The 19,549-nt window shown below is 69.7% G+C and carries 20 protein-coding genes; 4 read left to right on the top strand and 16 right to left on the bottom strand.

Annotation, left to right across the window (positions count from 1 at the left end; all coding sequences use genetic code 11):
• Nucleotides 1–45: 45 nt before the first annotated feature.
• The 10 genes from ACZ3HV_RS01810 to hisI form a co-directional block, all read right to left on the bottom strand.
• Nucleotides 46–753, bottom strand: coding sequence for a DsbA family protein (locus tag ACZ3HV_RS01810; RefSeq protein ID WP_465679888.1), 708 nt, complete (start codon nt 751–753; stop codon nt 46–48).
• Complete coding sequence (locus ACZ3HV_RS01805) at nt 750–1,235, bottom strand: MauE/DoxX family redox-associated membrane protein (protein ID WP_465679886.1); 486 nt, start codon at nt 1,233–1,235, stop codon at nt 750–752. Before ACZ3HV_RS01805 ends, ACZ3HV_RS01810 begins: the two co-directional genes overlap by 4 nt.
• Nucleotides 1,232–1,888: an SCO family protein gene (locus tag ACZ3HV_RS01800; protein WP_465679884.1), complete on the bottom strand. Its 657-nt coding sequence runs from the start codon at nt 1,886–1,888 to the stop codon at nt 1,232–1,234. The genes ACZ3HV_RS01805 and ACZ3HV_RS01800 overlap by 4 nt, the downstream gene beginning before the upstream one ends.
• Nucleotides 1,889–1,895: 7 nt before the next feature.
• Nucleotides 1,896–2,720: a tryptophan synthase subunit alpha gene (trpA, locus tag ACZ3HV_RS01795; protein WP_465679882.1), complete on the bottom strand. Its 825-nt coding sequence runs from the start codon at nt 2,718–2,720 to the stop codon at nt 1,896–1,898.
• Nucleotides 2,713–3,924, bottom strand: coding sequence for a tryptophan synthase subunit beta (trpB, locus tag ACZ3HV_RS01790; protein ID WP_465679880.1), 1,212 nt, complete (start codon nt 3,922–3,924; stop codon nt 2,713–2,715). The genes trpA and trpB overlap by 8 nt, the downstream gene beginning before the upstream one ends.
• 76 nt (nt 3,925–4,000) lie before the next feature.
• Entirely contained in the window at nt 4,001–4,807 is an 807-nt protein-coding gene (gene trpC, locus ACZ3HV_RS01785) for an indole-3-glycerol phosphate synthase TrpC (protein ID WP_465679879.1), read from the bottom strand.
• A 13-nt stretch (nt 4,808–4,820) separates the two neighbouring features.
• Nucleotides 4,821–5,075 carry an HGxxPAAW family protein gene (locus ACZ3HV_RS01780; protein WP_465679877.1) on the bottom strand — a complete coding sequence of 85 codons (255 nt, stop codon included), beginning with the start codon at nt 5,073–5,075 and terminating at the stop codon, nt 4,821–4,823.
• Between the two features lie 68 nt (nt 5,076–5,143).
• Nucleotides 5,144–5,686 (bottom strand): Trp biosynthesis-associated membrane protein, encoded by a 543-nt coding sequence (locus ACZ3HV_RS01775; RefSeq protein ID WP_465679876.1) that lies wholly within the window; start codon nt 5,684–5,686, stop codon nt 5,144–5,146.
• A 7-nt stretch (nt 5,687–5,693) separates the two neighbouring features.
• The gene (locus ACZ3HV_RS01770) at nt 5,694–7,184 is read right to left on the bottom strand and encodes an anthranilate synthase component I (protein ID WP_465679875.1); all 1,491 of its coding nucleotides are present in this window, start codon (nt 7,182–7,184) and stop codon (nt 5,694–5,696) included.
• On the bottom strand, nt 7,181–7,510 hold the full coding sequence (gene hisI / locus ACZ3HV_RS01765; RefSeq protein WP_449829108.1) for a phosphoribosyl-AMP cyclohydrolase: 330 nt from the start codon (nt 7,508–7,510) through the stop codon (nt 7,181–7,183). The genes ACZ3HV_RS01770 and hisI overlap by 4 nt, the downstream gene beginning before the upstream one ends.
• A gap of 64 nt (nt 7,511–7,574) precedes the next feature.
• On the opposite strand from hisI, the gene ACZ3HV_RS01760 reads away from it, so the two are divergent.
• Complete coding sequence (locus tag ACZ3HV_RS01760) at nt 7,575–8,669, top strand: dipeptidase (protein WP_465679874.1); 1,095 nt, start codon at nt 7,575–7,577, stop codon at nt 8,667–8,669.
• On the opposite strand, the gene ACZ3HV_RS01755 is transcribed toward ACZ3HV_RS01760, so the two are convergent.
• Nucleotides 8,666–9,532, bottom strand: a complete 867-nt coding sequence (locus tag ACZ3HV_RS01755; protein ID WP_465679872.1) for a GNAT family N-acetyltransferase — start codon at nt 9,530–9,532, stop codon at nt 8,666–8,668. The two genes, ACZ3HV_RS01760 and ACZ3HV_RS01755, sit on opposite strands and share 4 nt — an antisense overlap.
• A 172-nt stretch (nt 9,533–9,704) precedes the next feature.
• Between ACZ3HV_RS01755 and ACZ3HV_RS01750 the strand changes: the two genes are divergently transcribed.
• Nucleotides 9,705–10,712 (top strand): hypothetical protein, encoded by a 1,008-nt coding sequence (locus ACZ3HV_RS01750; protein ID WP_465679871.1) that lies wholly within the window; start codon nt 9,705–9,707, stop codon nt 10,710–10,712.
• Nucleotides 10,713–10,866: 154 nt separating this feature from the next.
• The gene (locus ACZ3HV_RS01745) at nt 10,867–11,187 is read left to right on the top strand and encodes a Fe-S cluster assembly protein HesB (RefSeq protein WP_465679870.1); all 321 of its coding nucleotides are present in this window, start codon (nt 10,867–10,869) and stop codon (nt 11,185–11,187) included.
• Nucleotides 11,188–11,324: 137 nt separating this feature from the next.
• Here ACZ3HV_RS01745 and ACZ3HV_RS01740 read toward each other — a convergent pair whose 3' ends face one another.
• Nucleotides 11,325–13,124: an ABC transporter ATP-binding protein gene (locus ACZ3HV_RS01740; protein ID WP_465679868.1), complete on the bottom strand. Its 1,800-nt coding sequence runs from the start codon at nt 13,122–13,124 to the stop codon at nt 11,325–11,327.
• Nucleotides 13,121–14,968 (bottom strand): ABC transporter ATP-binding protein, encoded by a 1,848-nt coding sequence (locus tag ACZ3HV_RS01735; RefSeq protein WP_465679866.1) that lies wholly within the window; start codon nt 14,966–14,968, stop codon nt 13,121–13,123. The genes ACZ3HV_RS01740 and ACZ3HV_RS01735 overlap by 4 nt, the downstream gene beginning before the upstream one ends.
• A 166-nt stretch (nt 14,969–15,134) precedes the next feature.
• Here ACZ3HV_RS01735 and ACZ3HV_RS01730 point away from each other — a divergent pair, with 166 nt between their 5' ends.
• Complete coding sequence (locus ACZ3HV_RS01730) at nt 15,135–15,776, top strand: TIGR03085 family metal-binding protein (RefSeq protein ID WP_465679864.1); 642 nt, start codon at nt 15,135–15,137, stop codon at nt 15,774–15,776.
• Here ACZ3HV_RS01730 and ACZ3HV_RS01725 read toward each other — a convergent pair.
• The 3 genes from ACZ3HV_RS01725 to ACZ3HV_RS01715 all read right to left on the bottom strand — a co-directional run bounded on the left by ACZ3HV_RS01725 (nt 15,762) and on the right by ACZ3HV_RS01715 (nt 19,318).
• A complete protein-coding gene (locus ACZ3HV_RS01725) occupies nt 15,762–16,358 on the bottom strand; it encodes a DedA family protein (protein WP_465679863.1) in 597 nt (198 codons plus the stop codon). The genes ACZ3HV_RS01730 and ACZ3HV_RS01725 overlap by 15 nt on opposite strands.
• A 76-nt stretch (nt 16,359–16,434) precedes the next feature.
• Entirely contained in the window at nt 16,435–17,202 is a 768-nt protein-coding gene (locus ACZ3HV_RS01720) for an MBL fold metallo-hydrolase (RefSeq protein ID WP_465679861.1), read from the bottom strand.
• A 4-nt stretch (nt 17,203–17,206) separates the two neighbouring features.
• Nucleotides 17,207–19,318, bottom strand: coding sequence for an alkaline phosphatase family protein (locus ACZ3HV_RS01715; protein ID WP_465679859.1), 2,112 nt, complete (start codon nt 19,316–19,318; stop codon nt 17,207–17,209).
• Between the last annotated feature and the right edge of the window lie 231 nt (nt 19,319–19,549).

Here is a 19,549-nt window from a genome sequence, read left to right as displayed (position 1 = left end):
CCCAGCACGGCCAGAAACTCATGGTCACGATGGGGACTCGGTGCGTCAGCTCGCGATCGCATCCACGGCCTTCTGCAGGCCGTCGGCGGTGAGCTGGTCGGCGTCCAGCTGCTTGTCGTTGACGTAGACGGTCGGCGTCCCGGTCACGCCGCGGTCGTCCGAGGCCTTCGAGACGGTGTCCAGCCAACCGGCGTACGTGTCGTCCTGCAGCGCCTGCTGGAACTTCGCGTCGCCGATGCCCAGCTGCTTTCCCAGCTCGATCAGCTGGCTGGTGGTCCACGACTTGGAGAAGTCGCCGTACATCTCGTCGGCGTAGGTGAGCGCCTTGCCGTTCGCGGCCGCGGCCGCGAACGCGTTGGCCAGCCGCGGTGAGGCGTCCGGATTGACGAAGGCGAGCGGCCAGTAGGTCAGCGTCGCCGTACCGTCCTCGACCAGCTTGTCGATGGTCGCGCCGGTCGACTCCTCGAACTCCGCGCAGTGCGGGCAGCGGAAGTCCAGGTACAGGTCGATGTGCGCCTTGGCGCCGGCCTGGCCGACGGTGACGCCCTTGCCGGACGTCCCCGGTCCGGTGATCACGGCCGGCTCCGTCTTCCCGGTCGAGGTCACCTCGACCTTGGAGTGCCCGCGCCAGTACTGCACCCCGACGCCGCCGCCGAGAGCGAGCACCAGGACGATCACCACGATGATCCCGGGTGTGATCCGTCGCTTCGGCTGCTGCACCAGCGGATTCACGGGGGCTTTGGTCTTGCTCACGACGCGGTGACTCCTGACGGGCTGTGCGAATCGGACTCGAGGGCGAACTTACTGGTGGGCTGCCACCACAACCAGGCTGCCAGGGCCAGCAAGGCGATGTCCCGCAGGATCTCCTGCAGGTACTTCGTCTGCCCCGGGGCGACCTGGCCACCACCGCCGAAGCAGCCGCAGTCGATCGCCAGGCCGCGGACCCAGGCGGAGGCCACCGCGGCGATGAACACGACCATGAAAACACCCGCGGCCACCGCCGCGGCGCGGACACCGAAACCGACGATCAACAGCAATCCGATCGCGATCTCCAGGAACGGCAGCCCCCAGCCGACCGGCGCCGCCAGCGACGACGGCAGCAGTTCGTACGCGCGGACCGCCTGAGCAGCCGTCTCCGGATCGGTGACCTTCAGCGCGCCGGCCACCAGCATCACGCCGCCCAGCACCAGTCGCGCTCCCAGCGAGACCCATTCGAACCAGGGTCGAACCTTCACTGGTTGTCCTCCACCAGCTTCCCGAAGTCGTGGGCCAGGTCGCCGATGGCGGCGTTCGACAACCAGAGCACGTTCGCCTTGTCGTTCTTACCGAAGCCGATCACCTGCGCACCGTGACCGACCTCGTACCCACCGGAAGGAAGCTTCTGCATCCCCTCCACCGGTACGCCGACAGCCTTCGCGATGTCCTTGATCGACGTCAGCGAACCGGTCAGCCCGACGAACGACGGGTCGAACCGGTCCAGGTACTTACGAATCACCGGGCCGGTGTCCCGGGACGGGTCGGTGGTGATGAACAGCAACTGCACCTGGTCCCGCACCGACTCGTCCAGCTTGGTCAGCGCGGACGCCACGTCGGCCATCACTGTCGGGCACACGTCCGGACAGTTCGTGTAACCGAAGAACACCAGCGTGACCGGCTTCTTGGTCGAGGTGACCAAGTTGAAAGGGTTCCCGCCGGTGTCGGTCAGGGTGGCCGCCGGCAACGAGTAGGGACGGTCCAGCGTCGCCCCGCGCAGACCGTTCGGGTTCTGCGTGGTGCGGATGATCGCACCGCCGGGGTTGTCCGCCTTCTCTTTGCCGCCACTGCAGCCCGCGAGGGCGAGCAGAGCCACCGCGGCCAGGAGAAGGGCCGCGTTTCGGGTTCGACTCACGGCGTGTCTAACGACCGGCGGCGGCGCTGGGTTCCCTGCGGACGCCTTCGGCGAGGCTTTCGGTGAGCTTTCGCACACCGGCCGGGCCGCCGTCCTCGAGTGCCTTGACGAGTGCCGCGCCGACGATCGCCGCGTCCGCGAACGCTGCCACACCGGCCGCCTGGTCCGCGTTCGAGATTCCGAGGCCGACGCCGATCGGCAGGCCGGTCACCGATTTCGCCCGGGCCACCAGCGGCGCGGCGAGATCCGACGGCTTGTCCCGCGCACCGGTGACACCCATCACAGCGGTCGCGTACACGAAACCGCGGCAGGCAGCCGTGGTCATCGCGATCCGCTCGTCGGTCGACGACGGCGAGACCAGGAAGACCTTGTCCAGGTCGTTCTTGTCGGCGGCCGCGATCCACTCCGCACCCTCGTCCGGGATCAGGTCGGGGGTGATCAGCCCCGCTCCCCCGACGCCGGCGAAGTCGGCTGCGAACCGGTCCACGCCGTACCGCTCGACCGGGTTCCAGTACGTCATCACGAGCACCGGGACATCGGAGTACGCCGCGACCGTCTCGATCGTGCTCAGGACGTCGCGGGTCCGCAGCCCACCGGCCCGGGCCACCTCGGTGGCGCGCTGGATGGTGACGCCGTCCATCACCGGGTCGCTGTACGGCAGGCCGACCTCGACCACGTCGACGCCGCCGTCGATCAGCGCCTTGATCCCGTCCACACCACCGTCGTACGTCGGGAAGCCCGCCGGCAGGTACCCGACCAGGGCGCCGCGGCCCGCGTCGTTCGCCTTCCGGATCGCGGCCCCGGCCTTGCCCAGGGCAACCAATTCACTCACCAGCGGTCTCCGAGTCGATCAGGCCGAACCACGCGACGGCCGTGTCCATGTCCTTGTCGCCGCGACCGGACAGGTTCACCAGAATGGTTGCCTCCGGCCCCAATTCCCTGGCGATGTCGACCGCGCCGGCGACCGCGTGCGCGGACTCGATCGCGGGGATGATCCCCTCGGTCCGCGACAGCAGCTTGAACGCCTCCATCGCCTCGGCGTCGGTGATCGGCCGGTACGACGCGCGCCCGGTCTCGGCCAGCCACGCGTGCTCGGGCCCGACACCGGGGTAGTCCAGGCCGGCCGAGATCGAGTGCGACTCGATCGTCTGACCGTCCTCGTCCTGCAGCAGGAACGACCGCGCACCATGCAGTACGCCGACCTGCCCGGCGGTGATCGTGGCCGCGTGCCGGCCGGTCTCGAACCCGTCGCCGCCCGGCTCGATGCCGTACAGCTTCACGTCCGCGTCCGGGATGAACGCGGTGAACAGGCCGATCGCGTTCGACCCACCGCCGACCGAGGCGACCGCGGCGTCCGGGAGCTTGCCCAGCAACGCGAGCGACTGCTCCCGGGCCTCGTCGCCGATGCCCCGGACGAAGTCACGCACCATCGCGGGGAACGGATGTGAACCGGCCGCCGTACCGAGGATGTAGTGCGTCTGGTCCACGCTGGCGACCCAGTCCCGCAGGGCCTCGTTGATCGCGTCCTTCAGCGTCCGGCTGCCGGTCTTGACCGAGATCACCTCGGCGCCGAGCAGCTTCATCCGCGCCACGTTCAGCGCCTGCCGCTCGGTGTCGACCTCGCCCATGTAGACCACGCACTCGAGGTCCAGGTAGGCGCACGCGGTCGCGGTCGCGACGCCGTGCTGGCCGGCGCCGGTCTCGGCGATCACGCGGGTCTTGCCCATCCGCTTGGTCAGCAGCGCCTGGCCGATCGCGTTGCGGATCTTGTGTGCGCCGGTGTGGTTGAGGTCCTCGCGCTTCAGCAGGATCCGGGCACCGGCGACGTCGGACAGCCGGGTCGCGTCGTAGAGCAGGCTCGGCGCACCGATGTACTCGCGCAGCATCCGCTCGAACTCACCGGTGAACTCCGGGTCGGCCATGGCTTCGCGCCAGGCCGTGGTGAGCTCGTCGAGCGGCGCGATCAGCGCCTCCGGCATGAACCTGCCGCCGAAACGGCCGAAGTGCCCGAGCTGGTCGGGCAGCACAGTTGTCATCCGTACAAGCCTTCCAAATACCCCACGCCGCCGGCGCGGGGGTGTGGTGCCCCGGACCGGCTGACGGCGCGGGGTGCTAGTGCCGCTGCTGGATGGCGGGGTGCGATCCGGCGGCGACGAGGTCGGCGACCGAGGCGCGCGGATCGCGGCCGGTCACCAGGGTTTCACCGACGAGGACGACATCGGCCCCGGCGCGCGCGAACTCGATTACATCATGCGGCCCGCGGACTCCGGACTCCGCCACCCGGACCAGGTTGGACGGGATCGTCGGAGCGACCCGGGCGAAGGTGGTCCGGTCGACCTCGAGGGTCTTCAGGTTCCGGTTGTTCACGCCGATCAGCTGAGCTCCGGCGTCCACCGCACGCCGGGTCTCCTCCTCGTCGTGCACCTCGACCAGCGGGCACAGGCCGATCGAGTGCGCCCTCTCGATCAGCGAGACCAGTGCCTCCTGCTCCAGCGCGGCGGCGATCAGCAGCACCATGTCGGCGCCGGCCGCACGGGCCTCCCAGAGCTGGTACGACGAGACGATGAAGTCCTTGCGCAGCACGGGGACGTCGACCCGGCCGCGGACGGCACGCAGGTCGTCCAGGCTGCCGTTGAACCGGCGCCGCTCGGTCAGCACCGAGATCGCGGCCGCGCCACCACCTTCGTACTCACCGGCCAGCGCGGCCGGGTCGGTGATCTCGGCCAGATCGCCCTTGGACGGGCTGGACCGCTTCACCTCGGCGATGATCGCGATCCCGTCACCACGGAACACCGGCATCGGGTCCTTGGCATCGGGCTTGCGCTGGGCCTCCTGCTTCAGATCGTCCAGGCTGACCCGCGCCTGGCGCTCCGCGAGGTCCTCCCGGACCCCCGCGAGAATGTCGTCAAGCACAGTCATGTCCGTCCGCCCCTCAGTGGTCGCCGTGGGCCGGGACCCCGAAGCCCAGCAGTTGCATGACCTTGCCGGTCAGCGCCCCCAGTACGGCGATCGCGACCGAGATCCAGAACAACACCCAGTTCGGGCCGAGCACCATCGCGATCGCGCCGACCGTGAACGCGATCAGCACGATGGTCACCGCGGTCCAGGCCGCCGGGCTGTTGCCGTGCAGATCGTGGGGAGCCTCCTCGCTCACCCGCGCCGCTTGATCCGCTCCTTGGTCAGCCACCGTATTGTCCATGTTTGGCGCCACTCCTCGTTGTCGTCCCGTCCTATTGTGGCGGTAGCCCGCCGCGATCAGAGAGTCGGGTCCTCCCCGGCGTCGATCGCCTTCCACTGATCGGCTCCTTCATCCGACGCTGCCGCGGCCGGATCACGCTCGTACCGCGCCGTCGGCCGGCGCCACCTTCCCGCTGTCAGCAAGGCGATCAGGCCTGCCGCGACCAAGGCCAGTCCCCCGGCGAGCGCGAACCAGGGCGCCGGTCCACCGTCCAGCGTGACCCGATCGGTGACTGCCTGGCTCAACTCCGGCCGGATCCGGCTGAGCTCGTCCACGTCCGGTCGCACCCGCAGCGCAACGCCGATCGCGGCGGCGCCCATCAGCAGCACGAGAGCGGCCAGCACGCGACGCAATACGGTCCCGGCCAGTTTCGTTACGACGATCGCGACCACCGACGCCAGTGCGAGGGTCACCGGTGCCTTGGTGACGGTGTAGCCGTTGAAGTCCACGACCGGCCGACCGCTGCCCGGATCGGCCGAGGACCACGTCAGGTACGCCGACAACCCGAGCAGAACCAGCGCCACCAGGGCGAGGAGGTCGACCAGCCGTTGTGGCCTCATACGTCCCTCATACGTCACTGAACGTTCCCGCGACCGCGATCGCGTTCAGCACGGCGGCCGCCTTGGTCCGGCACTCCGCGTCCTCGGCGGCCGGGTCGGAGTCGGCAACGATTCCCGCACCGGCCTGCACGTACGCCGTGGAGCCGCGCAGCACCGCGGTCCGGATGGCGATCGCGGTGTCGGCGTCACCGGCGAAGTCCAGGTAGCCGACGACTCCGCCGTACACCCCGCGGCGCGTCACCTCGAGCTTGTCGATGATCTCCATCGCCCGCGGCTTCGGTGCCCCGGACAACGTTCCGGCCGGGAACGCGGCGCTGAGCGCGTCGAACGCGGTCTTGCCGGCCGCGAGCTGCCCGGTGACGGTCGACTCCAGGTGCATCACGTGGCTGTAGCGGCGGACGTCCATGAAGTCGACCACCTCGACCGTGCCCGGCGCGCAGACCCGGCCGACGTCGTTGCGGCCGAGGTCGACCAGCATCAGGTGCTCGGCGCGCTCCTTGGCGTCGGCGCGCAACTCTGCCTCGAGCGCGTGGTCCTCCTCCGGCGTCGCGCCGCGGCGGCGGGTGCCGGCGATCGGGTGCAGGATCACCTTGTTGTCGGTGACCTTGACCAGCGCCTCGGGACTCGAGCCGACGATGTCGAAGCCGTCCAGGCGGACCAGGTACATGTACGGGCTCGGGTTGGAGCGACGCAGCACCCGGTAGATGTCGAGCGCGGACGCCGTGGTCTGCAGCTCGAACCGCTGGGACACGACGATCTGGAACGCCTCACCGGCCCGGATCTCCTCCTTGGCGTGCTCGACCGCCTCGCGGTACTCCGCGCTCGACCGCTGCCGGTGCGGTTCCGGCTCCGCGGTCCGATTCGCGCGGACGACGTACGACGGGGTCGGCTCGGCGAGGTCCGCCTCCATCGCGTCGAGCCGGCGGACGGCATCGGCGTACGCCTCGTCGACGCGCTCGTCGGAGTCGTCCCAGTTGACCGCGTTCGCGATCAGCCAGATCTCGCCGGTCTCGTGATCGAGCGCGGCCAGGTCGGTGGCGAACAGGAAGGTGAGCTCGGGCAGGCCGAGGTCGTCGGTCGTTGTGTCCGGCAACCGTTCCAGCCGGCGGACGGCGTCGTACCCGAGGAAGCCGACCATACCGCCGGTGAGCGGGGGCAGGTCCGGCAGCCGGGGCGTGTGCAGGATCTCCACCGTCTCGCGGAGCACCCGCAGCGGGTCACCGCTCTGTGGCAGACCCACGGGCGGGTGGCCGGTCCAGAGCGCCTCGCCGTCGCGCTCGGTCAGCGTCGCGGCGGAGCGGACGCCGATGAACGAGTAGCGCGACCAGACGCCGCCGTTCTCCGCCGACTCGAGCAGGAAGGTGCCCTCACGCTCGGCGGCGAGCTTCCCGTAGACCCCGATCGGCGTCTCCGCGTCAGCCAGCAGCCGCCGCGTCACCGGGATGACGCGGCGGTCCTTCGCATACTCACGGAAGGTCTCGATGTCAGGTGAGTTCACGACGCGACCTCGATCTCGCCGTGTTCGAAGCAGGAGCGGGTGCCGGTGTGGCAGGCCGGGCCTTCCTGGTCGACGAGGACCAGCAGCGTGTCGGCGTCGCAGTCGACGAGGATCTGCTTGACGTGCTGTCGATGGCCGCTGGTCTCGCCCTTGACCCAGTACTCCTGCCGGCTGCGGGACCAGAACGTGCTCCGCTTGGTCTCCGCGGTCCGGCGGACCGCCTCGGCGTTCATCCAGCCCACCATCAGGACCTCGCGCGTGTCGTATTGCTGCACCACCGCCGGGATCAGCCCGGCCGCGTCGAAGGTCAGCTCGTCGATACTCACTCACCCATTGTCGCCGATCCCGGGTTGCCTTCTGACCACGCCCTCCAACTGCGAGGATGGCCCGATGACGCGGATCGACGAACTGTTACGTGACCACCCGGTGATCGACGGCCACAACGACCTGCCGATCGCGTTCTACGACCTGGCCAGGTACGACCTGGACGCGCACGACCTGAGCGGCTCGGTGCCCACGCTGAACACGGACCTGCCCCGGCTGAGGAAGGGCCACGTCGGCGCGCAGTTCTGGTCGCTCTGGGTGCCACAGGACGACCACTCGGTACGGCGTACGTTCGAGCAGCTCGACTTCGTCCGGCGGCTCGTGGAGCGCTTCCCGGAGGATCTGCAGCTGACGTCGTCGGCCGACGAGGTGGAGGCTGCGATCAAGGCCGGCCGGATCGCGTCGCTGATGGGCATGGAGGGCGGGCACTCGATCGGTGAGTCGCTGGGCGTCCTGCGGGTGATGCGCTCGCTGGGCGTGCGGTACATGACGCTGACGCACAACAACAACGTGTCCTGGGCGGACTCCGCCACCGATGAACCGGTGCTCGGCGGGCTGAACGATTTCGGCGAGGACGTCGTACGCGAGATGAACCGGATCGGCATGCTCGTCGACCTCTCACACGTCTCCGCGGACACCATGCGGCACGCGCTGCGGGTGACCAGCGCACCGGTGATCTTCAGCCACTCGTCGGCCCGCGCGATCTGCGACGTACCGCGGAACGCCCCGGACGACGTGCTCGAGACGCTGGCGCGGAACGGCGGCGTCTGCATGGTGACGTTCGTGCCGTACTTCGTCTCCCAGGCGTACGTCGACTGGGTCGCCGCCGCCCGCGAGGCGGAGCCGGACCTGAATCCGCTCAGCCCGGAAGGCCAGGCCAAGCTGGTCGAGCTGACGGACCTGCCGAAGCCCCTGGCCACTCTGGAGGACGTGGTGGAGCACATCGAGCATGTCCGCGGGATCGCCGGCGTGGACCACATCGGGATCGGCGGTGACTACGACGGCTGCCCGGAGTTCCCCACGGGACTCGCGGACGTTGCGTCGTACCCGGTGCTGTTCGAGGCCCTCGCCGATCGCGGCTGGAACGACACCGAGCTGGCAAAGCTTGCCGGCGGCAACATCCTGCGCGTCCTCCGGGCAGCGGACGACGCGGCTGCCTAGACGTTGCGGACGAGGTCTCGCGTTTCGGGTTGTGGTTCGAAGCCGGCGGACTGGTAGGTGGCGACGGCGCCGACGTTGAAGGCGGGTGTGCACACGACGGCGCTGGACGACCCCAGCTCCTGCAGGGCGCGGGCGGCGGCGATGGTGATCGCCTGGCCGTAGCCGCGACCGCGGTGCAGCCGGTGGACGCCCATCGGCTCCAGGAGCCCCGGCCTTCCCTCGCCGGCCGACCACACGGTCACGGCCGCCACGGACTCGCCCAGCTCGTTGCGCGCGACGAGACAGCGGGCGTCGGCGTACGGCTCGCCGTCGGCCATCGCATGCCAGCGCGCGTCCGTGAACGTCGACCCGTCGAACGACGCCCGCTGGACATTGGTCCGCTCGTGCGCCTCCTCCGCGCCGATCACGTCGACCCGAACGCCGGGATCCGGCACCGGCTCGCTCAGATCACGCCGCAGCGGCACCCACGGCTCGCCGGCCTCCCAGCCGTCCTTGGACAGCAGGTCCTGGACGAGCGCTCCCATCGGAGCCTCGACATACACCTTGCCCTCGATCAGTACGCCGGTCTCCGGCGCGGACACGTCCTCCACCAGCCGTTGGGCCAACTCCTCATCACGCTGAGCCTCCGGAGCGATCGCGACCCGTAGCAGATCCGGCTCATCAAGCAGCCCGACCGCCAGAATCTCCCCGTCCCGGCTCCAGATCCGGGTAGCCGCCGCCGTCACCTCACCACCGAACCGCCAGAACCACCCCAGATCCCCCGGATGCAGCTGCACCGCCCCCTCATCGGACTGCCACTCCCGCAGCACCCGCACAACCGCCCCCAACCCGCCAACCCCCGGTGTCACCAACCCAATAGCCATACCCCCGATCCCACACCACCCCACCGACACTCCGCACCCGACTTTCCGGCACTTTGAGCACCAACCAACCAAAATCCGCGCCTTCTACTGGTTGACCCGTGCCCAAAGTGGTTTTCCACAGGTGGGAGGAAGTGGGGTGCGGGTGTCGGTCGTGAGGCGGCAGGCTGGGGCAGTGGACCGGCTCGAGGACGTCGTACGTAAGCGGCTCGTGGCACTTGTGCAGACTCCGCAGCCTCGGGATGTGTTGCGCGGGCTCGGGGTGGGTGATGCCGATCTCCGACGGCTGGTTCGCCGGCATCACCTGCAGCACCACTACGGGCATTACGTCGACGGACGCATCGACGAGTACTTCGCGGTCGTCGCCTGTGCTCAGGCGGCGTACCCGGGATCGGTTGTCAGTCACTTCAGCGCCGCCCGGCTGGCCGGCCTTCGCCTGTGGACCGACACGGGCCGTTCGTCGGCTCCGCCGATCGACGCGGCTTGGCTGACTCGCTCACCCACCGCCCACCGCAACCAGCGGCGCCCGGACATCGTCGTACGGCGTGCCGGCCTGGCCACCGTCGATGTGTCACGCCACCTGTGGCTGCCGGTCACCAGTACCGCGCGGACGGTTGTCGATCTCGCCCGCGAGTTGCCCCTGCGCGAGGCGGCAGTCACTGTCGACCACGCCTTGCGGACCGGTACGACGCTGACCGAGATGCTCACCGTCGCCGAGCGCCAGCACCATTGGCCCGGAATCCGCGGAGCCTTGGCGGCGCTCGAGTTCGGCGATCCGGGATCGGAGTCGGTGCTTGAGTCGATCGCGCGGGTCCTGTTCGCCGCGGCCGGGTTGCCCGCGCCAGTGCTCCAGGCACAGTTCTTCGACGGCTTCGGCTGGATGCCCGAGCGTGTCGACTTCTGGTGGCCTCGGTTCCGGACCATCGGGGAAGCCGACGGACTGGCGAAGTACGAGGCGGACAGTCCTGAGGAGCGGCGGCGCCGGATCCGGATGCACCATCGCCGCGACCAGCGGCTGGGCGATCGAGGCGTCGAACTGGTGCATTTCGGCTGGGAAGACGTCGTCGCTCCCCGCTCCGATCTGGTCGCCCGTCTCCGAGCCGCCTTCGCCCGAGGCGAGTCGCGTCCCGCCGATCCCCCCACGTGGCGTGTCGCACCGCTCCCCTCCCACCGCGCCGCCTGACCTTGGGCACCCACCAACCACGGTGGCGCCGCTTTCGTGGTTGGTGGGTGCTCAAGGACGGCAGGCGGTACGGCGGGGGCCGGGGACGGGGTGTTTGGGCTGGGCGGGATCGGGCACGGGACGGGCTCGATGACACCGAACGTTTGGAGTGGTTGTGCTTACCCTGACTGAGAACGCGACGCTGGTGATCAAGAGCATCACTGGGGTCGAGGGTGCGCCGGAGGGGGCCGGGGTGCGGATCTCGCAGGAAAACCCGGCGGATCCGGCGCTCGCGGTGACGACGACGGAGGCACCGCGGCCCGGTGACCAGGTGGTCGAGGAAGCCGGTGCGCGGGTTTTCCTCGAGCAGAACGCCGCGAACGCGCTGGACGACAAGATTCTGGACGCGGCGGTCGACGACAAGGGCGGTGTCGAGTTCCTCCTGGTACCCCAGCCGGATGCCGGGCATGAGAACGGTGCCGCCCCGACCGTCTGACAGGTGAAACCGCGCGCGGCCGGGACCGCCCTCCTAGGTCCTGGCCGCCGCGCGCACCACGGCCGACCTCAGCCCCACACCGAGGTCGACCCCACCCACGCCGAGAAGTCCCAGCCGCGCTGAGAAGCCCCAGCCGGCTAGACCGCGCTGCGCTGGGCTATCCAGCTGTCGTGGAGGCGGGTGTAGACGCCGCCGGCGCCGACCAGGTCGGCGTGCGGGCCGCGCTCGACGATCTCTCCGTTGTCGAAGACCAGCACCTCGTCGGCCGCCTCCGCGGTCGACAACCGGTGCGCAATGGTGACCGACGTACGCCCGGCCATCAGCCGCTCCAGCGCCGCGTTCACCCGGACCTCGGTGCCGGGGTCGACGGCCGACGTCGCCTCGTCCAGGACGAGCAGATCGGGGTCGGCGATGTTCGCCCGGACCAACGCGACCAGCTGACGTTCGCCCGCGGACAGCGACTCACCCCGCTGGCCGACCGGCGACTCCAGCCCGTCCGGCAGCGACTCCAGCCAGTCCGTCAGCCCGAGCGACTCGAACGCGTCGAGCAACTGCGTGTCCGTCACCTCCGGCCGCCCGAACCGCACGTTCTCGGCGAGCGACGAGTCGAACAGGTACCCGTCCTGCGGCACCATCACGACCCGCTCCCGCAGCGACTCGAACGAGATCTCCCGCGCGTCCACCCCGTCCAGCCGGACCGAGCCCGCGGTCGGATCCATCAGCCGCGTCAGCAACTTCGCGAACGTCGTCTTGCCCGACCCGGTCTCGCCCACCACCGCGACCCGCCGGTGCGGCTCGAGTTGTACGTCGACATCGCGCAGAACGAGCTCGCCCTCCGGGTACGCGAAGTCCACGTCCGCGAACTCGACCGTGATCGGCCCGCGCGGCTGCTTCACGCCCGACTCCCCCGGGTCGACCACGTCGGCCGGCGTTGCGATCACGCCGAGCACCCGCCGCCACCCGGCGAACGCACTCTGCGCGTCGGTCAGCACCTGGGTCGCGATCTGGACCGGGTCCGAGAACAGCGCGACCAGGAACATGAATGCGAGGAGCTCCCCCAACGTCGCCTGCTTGTCGACTCCCAGCAGCACGCCGACCGACAGCACACCGGCGTTGGCCAGGCCCGCCGCCAGACCGCCGATCGAGAACGTCAGACCGGTGAGCGCCTGTGCCTTGGTCGCGGTCCGCCGGTAGTCCTCGATCGAGGCGTCGATGCGCTCCTGGGTCCGCTTCTCGACGGCGTACGCGCGGACCACCTGAGCGCCGACCACGGGCTCGGCGATCGCGGACAGCATCTCGCCGACCTTCGCGCGGACCACACCGTAGGCCTTGGACATCGCGCGCTGCAGGTACTTCAGGCTGGCGAACAGCGGGATGAAGCAGACCAGCACCACCAGCGCGAGCTGCCAGGAGTAGAAGAACATCACCACGGTCGCGAGCAGCATCTGCCCGATGCTGACCAGGAAGATGAACCCGCCGAACTGCAGGAACTGCGACACCGTGTCCACATCCGACGTGACCCGGCTGACCAGCGCACCCCGGCGCTCGGTGCTCTGCGTCAGCACCGGCAGGTCGTGCACGTGGCGGAACGCCTTGATCCGCATCGTCGCGAGCCCGTTCTCGGAGTTGATCGCGAGCCGCACGGTCGTCAGGTACGACGCTCCCGCGGTGACCAGAATGCCGAGCGCGCAGACCAGGCACATCCAGGCGACGTACGACATGTCCGGCCCACCCGACCCGGACAGGCCCTTGTCGATCGTCTGCTGAACAGCGATCGGTACGACGATCCGCCCAGCGGTCATGGTCAACGCGAGCAGCCCGGTCACCAACCACCCGGTGGCCAACTCGGGCGACACCTTCAACCCTTGCCGCAGCGTCTCCAGACCACTCGCGTCGTCAGCGTGGTCCAACCGCGATGATGCCTCAGCCGTACTCACGCGGATGCTCCTTCTGCGTCCAGATCGTCAATTTCCGCGGCCAGCTCCGACTCTTCCCGGCGGCGCTCAGCGTCCTTCTCGTAGGCGTCGACCAGCTCCCGGTAGGCGGCCGACTTCTCCTGCAGCTCGGTATGGGTGCCCTGTGCCGTGATCCGGCCCTCGTCGAGGAACAGCACCTCGTCGGCGAGCGAGATCGTCGCCTTCCGGTACGCGATCACCAGCACCGTCGTGGCCGCTTCGGCCCCCTGCACCGCGGACCGCAGCCCGGCCAGGATCCGTGCCTCGACCTGCGGGTCGACCGCGCTGGTCGCGTCGTCCAGGATCAGCAAGCGGGGACGCCGTACCAGCGCGCGGGCCAGGGCGATGCGTTGCCGTTGACCACCGGACAGCGTCGTACCGCGCTCACCGACCTTGGTGTCCAGACCGTCCGGCAGAGCCTTCACGAAGCCGTCGCCCTGGGCGATCCGGAGCGCGTCCCAGACGTCCTCGTCGCCGAAGTCGGCCCCGAGCGTGATGTTGCCGCGGATCGTGTCGTCGAACAGGAACGCGGTCTGCGCCACCAGCGCGACCGAGTCGGCCAGCTGGTCCCGGGCCAGGTCGCGCAGATCGGTCCCGTCGACCTTGACGGCGCCCTTCTCCGGGTCGACCAGCCGGGTCAGCAGCGTGGTGATCGTGGACTTCCCGGCGCCTGTCGGCCCGACCATCGCGACGGTCCGCCCGGGCTCGATGGTGAAGTCGACGCCGGCCAGCACCTCGCGCTCGGGCAGATAGCCGAACCGCACGTCCGACACCTGGAGCCGCGCGGCCTTGGTCGACGTCAGCTCGGCGTCGCCGTACTCCATCCCGCCCTCCGCGGTCAGGACCCGCTGGATTCGATCCCAGCCGACCACCGAACGCGGCAGCTCGCCGAGCACCCAGCCGAGCGCCCGGATCGGGAAGCCGATCAGCGTGAACAGGAACGCCACCTGGACCACGTCACCCGCGTCGGCCGCGCCCGACCCCACCCGGGCGACGCCGACCAGCAGCACCGCGAGCACGCCCAGCCGGGGCAGGCCGTCGATCACCGGGTCGAACAGACCGCGGGCCTTGTTCACCGAGATGTTCGCGTCCCGCAGCGCGTACGTCGGGTCCCGGAAGCGCTCGGTCTCGGCGGCCTCGCGGCCCAGCGTCTTCACCACCAGGGCGCCGTCGAAGGACTCGTGCGCGACCTCGGAGACGTCGGCGCGGAGCTGCTGGGCCCGGGTCGCGAGCGGCTGCAGGTAGCGCTGGAAGATCACGTTCGCGACGAACACCAGCGGGAACACCAGGCAGCCGACCAGCGCGAGCGCGACATCGGCCGCGAACATCGCAGCGGTCGCGAACCCCAGCATCGCGATCACGCCGATCGCCATCGGCAGCGGCGCGATCACGAACCAGGTCGACTCCACGTCCGCGTTGGCGTTCGACAGCAACATGCCGGTCGAGTGCTGGTGGTGCCACTCCAGCGGAAGCTTCAGGTACTGCCGGGTGACCCGGCGCCGGTACGTCGCCTGCAGCCGGAACTGCATGATGCCGGCCCCGATCCGCCGCCCGACGACGCCGATCGCGTTCAGGATCGCGATCCCGATGAACAGCCCGATCAGCGTCGCGATCGCGCCGAAGGTGGTCTCACCGGTCTCGAAGGCCGGCCGGAGCACGTGGTCGGTCGCCCAGCCGAGCGCCCAGCCGCCGGCCACCGTCATCGCGCCGTAGAGCATGGCGGCCAGCACGGACAGGGCGAAGATCCACGGCTCCTCCCAGATCGCCACCCGCAGAACCGCGAACCCTCGCCGAGTGACGCTGCCCTTGTCGGGGACTTTCGGCATGGGCAAGACGCTCTCCAGGACAGTCAGGTGCATAACCGGGCACAGGCATGACAACGAATGACATTCTGCCATTCCAGCGCCCCCTCTTGTTTTCTTTATTCCTTCCCTCCGCCGGGGCGGAGGGAAGGAAGGGAGGAAGGTTGGGTTCGCGATTACGATCGGGATTGTGACCGACTACAGCCGGGTAGAACGACTCGCTCTGTGTGATCTGTTCGACCAGTTGGGGCCTGATCAGCCCACGCTGTGTGAAGGCTGGTCGACGTACGATCTCGCCGTTCATCTGTATGTCCGGGAGGCCGATCCGATGGCCGGGCCGGGCATCATGATCTCCGCCCTCGCCGACACCACCGAGCGGCGGATGCGGCGGGCCAAGGAGCGCTACCGCTTCGCCGAGGTGGTCGACAAGGTCCGCAACGGACCGCCCCCGGTCTCGATCTACGCACTCCCGAAGCTGGGTCACCAGCTCAACACGACCGAGTACTTCGTGCACCACGAGGACGTCCGGCGGGCGCAACCGTCGTACGTCGTCCGCACCCTGCCGGACGAGCAGCAGGCCGGCCTGTGGAAGGCGGTCCGGCTCGCGTCGAAGACGATGACCCGGAAGGCCCCGAGCGGTCTGGTGCTCAGGCTCGCGGACGGTACGACGTCCGTCGCGAAGCGGCCGACCGAGCTCGGATCGGTGACGGTGACCGGTGAGCCGGCCGAGCTGGTGCTGTTCTGCTTCGGCCGTCAGCAGGTGGCCGACGTTCGGTTGGAGGGCGACGCGGAGCTGATCGAGCGGCTCCGCAGCGCATCATTCGGCGTCTGACTTCCGGGCGGTCCGGGTGCGCCGGACACGCCGGACCAGGCTGCTGCTCACGGTCACGAGTACGACGAGCAGGATCGCGGCGAGCACGCCCTGCCACGGCTCGTCGAACAGCGCGTACCCGAGCAGCCCGATCGCCATGTAGACGGCGGCCCACAGCGACGATGCCGTCAGGTCGACCAGCGCGAACCGTTCCCACGGGTACCCGGCCAGGCCGGCCGCGAGCAGCACCGGCACCCGGCCGCCCGGGATCAGCCGGGAGGTCAGCAGGACGCCGATCTCGTGCTCGGACAGCCTGAGCCGCAGGGCATCGAGGGAGGCGTTGTCGCGCAGCCACCCGACCCGCTTGGCCAGCCGTTCACCACCGAACCGGCAGCCGGCGTACACGATCAGGTCGCCGATGTACGCGCCGGCCGCGCCGGCGATCAACACCCCGAAGAGCCCGATCGGGTTGCTGTGCGACGCGAGTACGGCGCCCGCCGACACCGCGGCGCCGGTCGGCAGAACCGGCAGGACCGCGCCGACCAGAACCGCGCCCGCGAGCGCGAAGAGGTACCAGAGGTCGAACCTCGTGTCGCCCGTCATCCGCGTCCTCGCTTCGCTGCGGGCGCGGACGACCGGCGTGGCCCACTCTGCTTGTTGGTGAACTCGCTTCGCTCCTTCACGGTGCGGCCACCTCGGTCGACTCGCCGGGCAGCAGGACCTCCACGTTCACCGCGGGAGCCACCTCGGCCATCGCGGCCTTGAAGCGGTCCCCCGGCGGCAGGAACAGTTCCGGCTTCAGCCAGTCGCACCCGATCGGCCAGAACGTCCCGAAATGGACCGGAATCGCCATCCGCGCACCGACGCGCCGAACCGCTTCCGCCGCGCGCTCCGGATCCAGGTGTCCCGGTCCGAGTGACGGACCCCAACCGCCGACCGGGATCAGCGCCAGGTCGACCGGACCGGTTTCCGCCGCCAAGCCGTCGAACAGATCGGTGTCGCCCGCGAACCACACGCTCGGCGAGCCCTCCACCCGGTACCCGAGGGCCGGGCCGGCGTGCGACGACCACGGCAGCCGGCGGCCGTCGTGATGGGCCGTGATCGCGGTGATGTCGAGCGAGCCGATCCGCACCTGGTTGCCCGGGGCAACCTCGATGCAACGCTCCGAGACGGCGGCGCCGCTGTCCTGGTGGATCAACTTGGCGGCACCGCGCGGGACCACCAGCGCGGCCTCCGGATCGACCATCGGCAGCGAGGTCAGGTGCAGGTGGTCGGCGTGCATGTGCGAGATCAGGACGGCGTCACACTTCCCCGCCTCGGGCAGCGGGGACGGTCCGCGGCGGCGGCGCAGATGCGCGATCCGCGACGTCAGCACCGGATCCGTCAGGAGCCGCGTGCCGGCCGCTTCGATCGTGGTGGTGGCATGCCCCCACCAGGTGATCCGCACGCTTTCAGGCCTCCACACTCGACTCGACCGGTTTCCGCAGGTCCTTGCGGTGGCCCAGCTTCTCCAGCCAGCTGATCAGCAGTGCGTGGACCGCGTCGGAGCCTACGGGAGGCTCGTCCAGGACCCAACGACTCGGGTGCACCAGGACCGCCTCGGTCTGCCAGCCGCCGATCCCACCGTGGCAGCCGACCAGTTCCTCGAACGCCGCGACCTCGTGGGTGTACTCGTCCAGCCGGCTCACCACCACGACATCGCCGTTGTGCGGCATCTCCGCCTGCCGCAGCATCGACGCCGCCGCGAACGGCCCGTACGGCGTCAGCGGGTCCTCTCCCTCGACCCGGCCGGACCGCAGCACCCGGACTCCGGCCCGGCCGATCGCGACCGGTCCCTCGGCCAGCGAGTCGACCACTACGAAACCGACGCCGGGATGGGTCGCCAGACCAGGGATCAGCTTCGGATGCAGCAGCTCGATCTCTTCCAGTGGCACCCAGCCGGGCGTGGTCGCGAGGTAGAGCAGCGCGAGGTTGCCTGAGGCGGTCACCACCATCTGCTCGTCGGCGGCGATCGGCGGCTCGCAGTCCTTCGGCCCGAGCTCCACCTCGCCGCTCTTGGCCTTCCCGTGCAGCGCCTTCCGGGTCACCGTCCCGGTCACGCTGCGGCGCAGCGACAGCTCGGTCAGGAACGCGTTCACGGGGCCCCAGCCCTCCAACTTGCCAACCGCCGCGACCGGCTCCTTGGTGGTGTCGACCAGGTCGTCGACCACCTCGGTGAGCGTGCGCCCGTACCGCTGCAGGAAGGTGGAGCCCTGACTCTGCCCGTGATCGGACAGGACGACGATCTCGTACGAGTGCGGCAGGGTGTCGATGATCCGCTGCAACGCTCCCAGCACCCGATCCAGACCCTCCAGCGTCTGCAGCGACTCCGCTCGGGTCGGGCCCGCGTGGTGCGCGACCTCGTCGTAGTCGACGAAGTCGCAGTAGATCACCGGGGTGCCCTTGATCAGCTCGTCGGTGACCAGCGAGACGTTCAGGTCGCGGAGCAGCACGTTGGTGATCGCGCGCAGGAAGATGTAGCCGCCGCCCCGCTTGACCCGCGGGACCAGATGCCGGACCCGCTGACGACGGGCCTGGTGCACTTCCTTGACCATCTCGGCGAAGCACAGCACCAGACCGCGGGCGGCACCCTGCGGGCTGGAGAAGAACCGAACGTAACCCCGGCTGCGGCTGTTCGGCAGGGCGGCCCGGCTGAAGACCAGCTCGGACCGGTCCGCGTCTCCGGACCAGTTGTTGCTGATGCTGACGCCGCCGTCGGCGAGCAGCCCGCGCCCGGTCGACATCCGGTCCTCGATCTCGGCGGCGTCCCGGCCACGGTTGGTGACCATCACCCGGCCGGTCTCCTTCTCGTACCACCGGAACGCCGGAATGTGCTTCGAGCCGCCGTGCAGGATGCCGGCCTGGCTGGCCGGGGTGGTCGCCGGTACGCCGGTGTGCCACTCGACCATCGAGTGCTTGCCGTCCCGGATCCAGCCGCCCAGGTTCGGCAGGTTGCCGGCCAGGACCATCCAGTTCAGCAGTGGTGCGGACAGGCCATCGATCTGGAGGATCAGCATCCCGGTCTTCGGCGCCGCCTCGATCTTGCGGGCCCTGCGGTGCACGACTCGCATCACCTCGGCGACGTACGCGTCGTCACTGCCGGCGTACGCGACCCAGCCGACGAAGGCGCTCACCGCCGCCATCCAGATCGCGACCACCACCGGCGCCTCGACACCGCCGTGCAGGGTCACGCCCGGATCCACGGTGATGCCGAGGTAGACGACGCCGAACTGCGACAGCAGTCCCCCGACGAGGACGCCGATCGAGCCGATCAGGATCGCGACCCCGGCCAGCACCCAGCGCATCAGCATGCTGAAGACCGCGAGCAGCACGACCAGCCGCAGGATCGGCAGCCGGCCGTCACTGCTGATCTGCGGCAGCGTCCAGAACGTGATGATGAGCGAGATCAGCGAGGCGAGGCCGCCGTAGAGCATCGCCTGCAGGCCACGGCCGGTACGGCGCAGGTCCAGCCAGACCGGGCGTCGCCGCCGGGTCCCGGACACCTGCTCTGGTGGTTTCGCCATCGCCTGCTTCGTGCTCCCCGTTCGTCTCGCTGTGCTCTACGAGAGTACGAGGCAGGTTGCAGCGCTGTAGCACCACGCCACGCACCGGACGGGTGGTTCCCGGGTCAGGGCCGGGGTCTCCCCCGGCGATTCCCTGACCCGGAAGCCTTACTGCACTTCGAACCACCCGGGCCGACGTCAATCGTGCTGATCACTGGACCCGGAGGCTCGGGGGGTGGAGACTCCCGCTAG

This window comes from Kribbella sp. NPDC020701, assembly GCF_055562215.1.
The sequence above is the reverse complement of the archived record's forward strand: the minus strand, read 5'-3'. Positions and strand labels throughout refer to the sequence as shown.